This window comes from Methylobacter psychrophilus (assembly GCF_025583945.1).
GTDB lineage: Bacteria > Pseudomonadota > Gammaproteobacteria > Methylococcales > Methylomonadaceae > Methylobacter_C > Methylobacter_C psychrophilus.
On record NZ_JAOEGU010000091.1, the window covers coordinates 1 to 7172 of the forward strand.

The following is a 7172-nucleotide window of genomic DNA, read 5'->3' on the forward strand; positions in this document are numbered from 1 at the left end:
GATCATCAGACGCCACAACCAACTCCTGACCAAGCATATAACCTATTAAATGACCTTCTTGTTTATGCCTTGCGATGATCAGTATGGAATTCTTTCTCATCATTTCAACACCAAGTCCAAAGATGATTCTTGCCGCTGAAAAGCTCTCGTTCCAGGGTGACTCACTGAATACTTCACAAATAATCTCTGCCAGATCTGATATCAAAAGACCGTATTGATCTGACCTTAAATCATTTAATGTGATGACATGAACATCAAAAAAGTCAGCCATAGTTAATCAGACTTTTTGGCAGATAATCGGTACCAAATAAAAAGTGAAATCAAGATTATTGGAAATAAAGTTACCGAAAACTCTGCCGGTGAACAACCAGGTCTACAGTTAATTAACATCAATTAAAACAAAAAAATAAAAACGCCTAACGTGGTTAATATTCTCATGATAAATTCCTCCTAAAAAAATTTAATACCCACACCATTAATGGTAATAAAGGTATACAAGGATTTTCTATAAAAGCAACTTGCCTTAGTTGAGCGAAAAAGGACAGGTGAATTCATCTCCGAAGTGAAATTTATGCGAATTCTTACCATATATCGCTAAAAAAGCATCAAGTTTAATGGGTTGGAAGGATTGATGAATACAGGGTAATGATATTTTACGTTGAATATTAGGCGTAAATTTAAGCGCACGGGTCAAATGAGTTACTATCGAAAACCCTGATATTCAAAAAGTTGATAGTGCAGTAACCCCGGAAAGCTAAACCATTGAATCAAATTCGAAGTAGTGTGCATCAAGTAACGACAAAAGCAGAGAGCTGACCTATTTTGTTTAATCACTGTTGAAATTTTACCCGTTGTCAGCATCCGTATTTCCAGGTTATTCTATTTGTTTGTATAGTAAATCAATATCTTAAACAGCAATTTTAATTATTAAGTGTCATGCTGATTATAGAAAATGAATAATTCTGCTTCACACAACCAGAACGCTGCTGCAAACCGGTACCTTGGGCAACCGGATTTTTGTGGCGTTTGTTTAAACATACCCCTTGTTTAAGATATGCCTTACCTCAAAACTACCCTGCTGTTACTTTATACACTTTATACCGGCATCCTTAATGCCGCTGCATTGCCTTCTGGTTTTGTTTATCTAACCGATGTAGTGCCGACTATAGTGCTGGATATACGCTACGCCAAGACAGAGAATTTCATCGGCATGCCTATCGACGGCTATATCAATCCAATAGCCATTACAACCAAGGAAGCCGCTATAGCGCTTAATCATGCACAAGCTGATTTGAGGCGTTTTGGATTCAGCTTGAAAGTATTTGATGCTTACCGACCGCAACGTGCAGTTGATCATTTTGTGCGCTGGGCTAAAGATTTAAAGGATGTTCGTAAGCAATCCGAATATTATCCTCAGGTTGCCAAACAGGACTTGTTCCGGGAAGATTATATTGCCTCAAAATCAGGGCATTCGCGCGGCAGCACGCTCGATGTTACTTTAGTGTCCTTTGATGCTAAAGGCTTGGAACAAGAGTTGGATATGGGAACACATTTCGATTATTTTGATCCTCGTTCTTGGCCTGAATATTCTGAACTAACTGTCATGCAACGAGCCAACAGGATGTTATTACAAACAGTAATGGAAAAACATGGCTTTAAACCTTACCCAAAGGAGTGGTGGCATTTCACCTTGAAACAAGAGCCATACCCCAATACCTATTTCAATTTTAACGTAGAATGATAATAAACCACTTGAGTAGTAAATGGATTAGGCAAAGCCCCAGACTTTATCTTGTCCGACAGGTTTACCGCCGCTTGATATTCTGGACTCTCAGTCATTGCATAACCGCTGGTAAAAAGTTAAGGCTTATTAAGGAGAAAAAGGGCTATCAAAAAAGTGGATGACCTACTAATTTGGATCGGATATTGACGCAAGCGTTTTCAAACAACTGCTGTTGATCTTGATGGTTTGATGACGGGCAGCTCACGGTCCAGACTGTGTCAAAACTCAAAATCACCAAAGTCAGTGGAAATAATTAACGGATTATTTATTCAATTGCACTTTAAAATGTGAGCAATCCTTGATAGTTCACTCTGTTTTTACAAGTAAATGGAGTAAATTCAACCTCTGAAGATTTTGTTTGTGAGTTTTCATACAGTCTGGGTCGAGTCCGGCCTTCCGTGAAGGTATTATGTGGATTTTGTTGAGCTTTGTGACAGAAGTATATGATGCATTTCATGTAGATAAATAATACGTGATATTCAATATGCCTTATAATTAGACCCTATAAAAGGTTAAATGGTGAGGCATTTATGGCGACTACTGGTTTTTTGCATCAAGTTATTTCCGAAGAAGGCTTTATTGCGGCCAATACTTTGGCTAAGGTATTGCATATTACTCAAAGCGATCTTGCTGAGGTCACCGGCTTGTCACGTGATTCAGTTTCTAAGAATTCTGACGAAAATTTAATGCTGGTTATTAAGAGGGCAATCGATGCCTCTTTTTTAAGTAAGGTTTACAGTGGCACTTATGTTGTCAAATGCTGTTTCAGAAGTCATTTTTACGCTAAATTTTACAAGCATTACCGATTTTTAAATGCAGTAATATTTATGCCAAATGATATTGATTAATTACGGCTTAACGTTAATATTTTTTTATTATTGTCAACATGGTAACTAAGATTTTTTAATAAACTCTGCCCAATTAAAATTTCAGAGTTATTTGCACCAACTATTGCACTTATATTATGAAATGTATTATTTCCGATTACAATTTTTGTAATATTTACTCGTTCCCTGATTTTTGTACTGCCATCAGCTAATTTATAAAAACCCTCTTTTAAAATATCTTTTATAGCAATTGATTTTGATTGTATTAACAGGGCTATTACATTAAATGGAATAAACATTTCACTGGCACCCGTATCCAATATTCCGTTTACGGTAATAGAATCATTGAGTGTAATAGGCATGATGTATACACCATTATGCTCTGTTAATGCTATTTCGTCTCCTAAACTGTTAAAGCTAAACGCTAAAATAAGTAGGCAAAAAAATGGTTTTATTATTTTTATATGTATCATTAGATTGATGTTTTTATAATGGCTTGGTTTTACCAGTCCATGTAAGTAATTAAATCCATGCTATAATAAAGGTATTTACTAATTAATTAGTAAACCTCATTATGGCAATATTAAAAAATTGGATAGCTAAAAAAAGTATTTTTTAATATTAGTCTTTCATATTATTAAGTATTAGAAATTAATTTAAAAAAAATAAAATTTGTAATCTATTGATTAGTAGCTATTTAAAGTAGCGTTAGAATAATTTAATCACTAACCTGCAGTAATTTAGTAAGTGCCAATTGATATCATAGTTCAATTTAATTTCAATCACTTCATGTAGTCTTTTTTCAACTGAATTGTTTTTTACATTAATATTGCGAATGACAAAAATGTATTTATGTTGAATAGCATAACCTATTATTTTTGATAAAATACTTTTAAGTAAGCACTTAAATTGCCTTGTAATCTTTTAATTGAAAGTTATTTACTGATGTTATGAAGACGTTTAGACAACTAAGTTGAGTGCGTCTAGTGCCTGACATTTCTACGTTGAAATGTAATCATGATTTTGGCAATGTATCGATATTATATTTTTGCCTGTTGAATGTTGGGAAACGAAAAAATATTGCCTAACCCGCAGACTTATCAGCTTTTTCTGGTGGGTAAAGATTGGGCAACAGCGGCACCCATTATTAAAGCATAGGTATAAGCGATAGCAGGTATTTGTAAGCTGAAATCAACCAAAGCATGCGCACCAACCAGTAAACTTGCCGAGAAACCAATAGCCGGATAAATCCAGTTTCTTTGTCTTATCCAAACACCGCGTAAACAAACTAAAGCCATCAAGAAAATAGCCATAAATAAACACGAAGCTTGCAATAAACCTAATTCAAAAATATTTTCCAAGTAGGTATTATGGGCTTTATCATAAAATCCAACAATAGTTTCATCACGATATAAACGGAAACTTTTTTCAAAGCTCCCATAACCCAAGCCTAACCAGCTGTTTTCAGCATTGGCTTTTGCCAAAAGATCATAAACCATCCAGCGCCCTTCATTCTCGGGTGACGTGGCATTAAGACGGTCAATTAATTTATCACCACTACGCGTAAATACTCCCCAAGAAATAAGACTAACAACTGCCAATAACAGCATAACAGCAAAATTATTTTTTATTTTACGACTCACCAATAGAATAATAAAAAAAGCAACAATAGCCAATGCTGTACTTAAAAAGCCACCGCGAGACTGTGTTAAAAACAATGCAGTTGCTATGGTAATAATAAGCAATAAAGCAAACCAACCGCGAATAAATACATTCTCAAAAAAATACTGCCGGCCATAGTTATTTTTAAGGCCATACTGAAAGCTGGATTGAATTTTTTCAAATAATAACGGCAATCCAGCCAGTAGCGTTAAGCCTGCATAAGTCGCATAAGAATTACGATTAACAAAGGTACTGGTTACCGCATTCATGGGTGCCCATTGGTCAAACCATAATAGCGTTTTAAACTGGCCTAAATAGATAATCAGGCCGTAAACAGCATAAAGTAACCCGGCATAAGCTAAATTATTAAAGGTGAGTAGGGCATTTTGACTATAACGGTTAAATTGTAAGCTAATAAAAAACACCAATAAATAACTGCACAGTTTCATTAATGTTGTTGCAGTTTCTTGGGGGGTCAAACTAATATGTGCCGGAACAGGTAGTGGTAATTGTTCAGCAGCTAATTGCCAAAAAGGATGATTCCAATCCAGGGGAGAAACATTAGAAAGTTGCAATAAAGCCCAGCCAATCGGGATACAGATCAGAAAAAATGAATATTTAACAGGCCTTATAGTAAGTTGCACAGGCGATTGTCTGAATAAAACAGCAATGCTGGCTAGCAAACCGCCTAACGCCAGTAACATCGCGTATAAACTCCAGGCCCATGGACGATTGGCGCCAAAAGGAATAGGGGACAATAGTATCGTAAATAAGAAAATTTTAAACATTAGTATTATCGTCACAGGAAATTATTTAAGTAACCATTGAAAGGTTAACGGTAATTATTTAGCTCCCCCTTTTCAAAGGGGAGGGAATTGTACGAGGGTGCCTGAATACTTACGTCAATAGACTCAGGAACGTCCTTGCCGTATTCTTAATCTTCAAAACCTGAACATTGCACATTATTAAGCTCAACTTTTTTGGTAAACAAACAGGTTAACACTCGCTTTAGTCAAAAATAATTTTTTATGAGTTTTACTCCTGTATAATTTTTAAGCATATATTAGAGGATATAGTGAAATTACATATTTTTGTATTACACGATATCCATCCACTCACTTTAAAGATAACGTCAGGATTTATTAACATTTTTATGGCCATAAAAAAAATAATAAACTTTTATAAGGAACCTTTTATTGCAATAGTAACAAGAATATTTTTTATATTATTAATAATATTTGTCGGAAAATTATTTTTTTCATTATTTAAATAATTATTAGGTCTTAAACAGCTTGTAAAATAATCGTCACCATTATTTTAGTTGTAATAACTTCTTGAAGATTTAAGAAGTACCACGTTGTGTTAATGATTTGCTATACAGCTTAAACAGGCATTAATATCGATTGCATTAAGCTTTGGAATGTCTTCAATTATTTCAGATTGTGACATATCGGCAGGTAGAGAAAATGCATCATTCCCACTATCCAGCGTCGACTTTGAAATTGCGGTTTTCTTATCGTTCCCACGCTCTAGCGTGGGAATGCAGCCCGAGACGCTCCAGCGTCGACATTACCAAGTATCAATATCAATAAGCCCCGGTAAGTCCATATAAAAGCTGGCACTTGAATAACGCCAATATTCCGGCAGATTGACATAACCTCGTTTAACCGGGTTATTATGAATATAATCCAATTTCTCGCGCATCATAGCCTCAGTGAATATAAGTTCTGCATGCACACCTTCTTGCCAGAACTGATATTCCCGGTCTGCTTTATGTGCACGCTTTGCATAATGCAACCGATCCAATAACTGATCAGCATGATGAGCCAGCAAATAGTCGATAATTTGCCGTGCAGTGTAAGACTTAAAACTACTTACGCATTTAGTTAAATCCTGTGCCTGAGCAATAAAATGCAAATGGTTTTCTAAAACAACATAACCATAAAGTCGTAAGCCAGCGTGTTCCCTTTGATAGCGCCAGCAATCCAGCAGGATTTTTACTATTTCAGGGCGAGTAAAAACCGGTAGCCATTCCAATACCGTACATGTCATAAAGTGCGGTTTATCGGGATCAGTTATGCTGTAACGGTTTTTGCCCATAATTATTACTGTGGGTTATGGCTTGGTGATTACGACGCTGGAGCGTCGCTGCCTGCATTCCCACGCTGGAGCGTGGGAACGATGCCGCTATCAACTATCCAATAAATCTTCTGGAGTTGTAGCCTGAAAATTTGTTTAGCCCACGTTTCAATTAGTTCAGGACTGGCATTACGCACTTTTTCTTGCAACTGTTGATTGACGACTCCGAATTTAGACTCAAGAAGTAACAAAAAAATCTTGGTAGCTTCTTCTTGCCTACCTTCTTGCAGGCTTTCTCGCTTCTATTCTTTTGTCCATTATTTAACACGTTCTGCCAGTATGGTATTTACCTGGTTAAGATCATTTAATTCTGTAAAGTGAGCATCGGGTGCTTTAGCGGGTAATAGTACACGGTTAAACCACACTGTAAAAGCACGTCTTAGGCTGGTTTGTTTGGGTTCTTTAAGCCAGTCAATAAGGTGCACCAAAACACTTTGTATTTCTTGCTCGGTACGGCTGTTTTCAAGTTGAAACAAAGCCGCGACCAGATTGTTTAGACTGCTTAATTCATCCTGGTTAAATTGTCCTTCATCCAACAATAAATAACCAACTTGGGGGCGATATTTTTCCAATCCTGCGGGAGCAGGGTGGATCAATTGATTTAATTGTAACGGTGCTCGCCAACGGCGTTGTCCATTAGACATCTTTCCTAAATAATCGACATAGAATTTGGCCTTTATAAGGTTAAAATAGTGATCTACCTCTGAAAACACGGATAGCCATGACTCCTTATGCTCAATTACCAAGACACAAGCCTGAAG

6 protein-coding genes and 2 pseudogenes are annotated in these 7172 nt (G+C 36.3%); 2 read left to right on the top strand and 6 right to left on the bottom strand.

The window, feature by feature from the left end; translation table 11 throughout:
- Positions 1-271: pseudogene (locus N7974_RS19740) on the bottom strand (hypothetical protein); the annotation flags it as partial.
- 783 nt (positions 272-1054) lie between these two features.
- Between N7974_RS19740 and N7974_RS19745 the strand changes: the two are divergent.
- A complete protein-coding gene (locus N7974_RS19745) occupies positions 1055-1741 on the top strand; it encodes a M15 family metallopeptidase (RefSeq protein ID WP_262967252.1) in 687 nt (228 codons plus the stop codon).
- A gap of 590 nt (positions 1742-2331) precedes the next feature.
- Positions 2332-2631 carry a helix-turn-helix domain-containing protein gene (locus N7974_RS19750; protein ID WP_262967253.1) on the top strand — a complete coding sequence of 100 codons (300 nt, stop codon included), beginning with the start codon at positions 2332-2334 and terminating at the stop codon, positions 2629-2631.
- On the opposite strand, the gene N7974_RS19755 is transcribed toward N7974_RS19750, so the two are convergent.
- The 5 genes and pseudogenes from N7974_RS19755 to N7974_RS19770 form a co-directional block, all read right to left on the bottom strand.
- Positions 2628-3083, bottom strand: coding sequence for a retropepsin-like aspartic protease (locus tag N7974_RS19755; protein ID WP_262967254.1), 456 nt, complete (start codon positions 3081-3083; stop codon positions 2628-2630). The genes N7974_RS19750 and N7974_RS19755 overlap by 4 nt on opposite strands.
- 627 nt (positions 3084-3710) lie before the next feature.
- Positions 3711-5060, bottom strand: coding sequence for an O-antigen ligase family protein (locus N7974_RS19760; RefSeq protein ID WP_262967255.1), 1350 nt, complete (start codon positions 5058-5060; stop codon positions 3711-3713).
- A gap of 781 nt (positions 5061-5841) precedes the next feature.
- Positions 5842-6372: an REP-associated tyrosine transposase gene (locus N7974_RS19765; RefSeq protein WP_262967256.1), complete on the bottom strand. Its 531-nt coding sequence runs from the start codon at positions 6370-6372 to the stop codon at positions 5842-5844.
- A gap of 29 nt (positions 6373-6401) precedes the next feature.
- On the bottom strand, positions 6402-6641 hold the full coding sequence (locus N7974_RS20850) for a DUF4351 domain-containing protein (RefSeq protein ID WP_394813137.1): 240 nt from the start codon (positions 6639-6641) through the stop codon (positions 6402-6404).
- 27 nt (positions 6642-6668) lie between these two features.
- Positions 6669-7172 (bottom strand): annotated as a pseudogene (locus N7974_RS19770) (hypothetical protein); the annotation flags it as partial.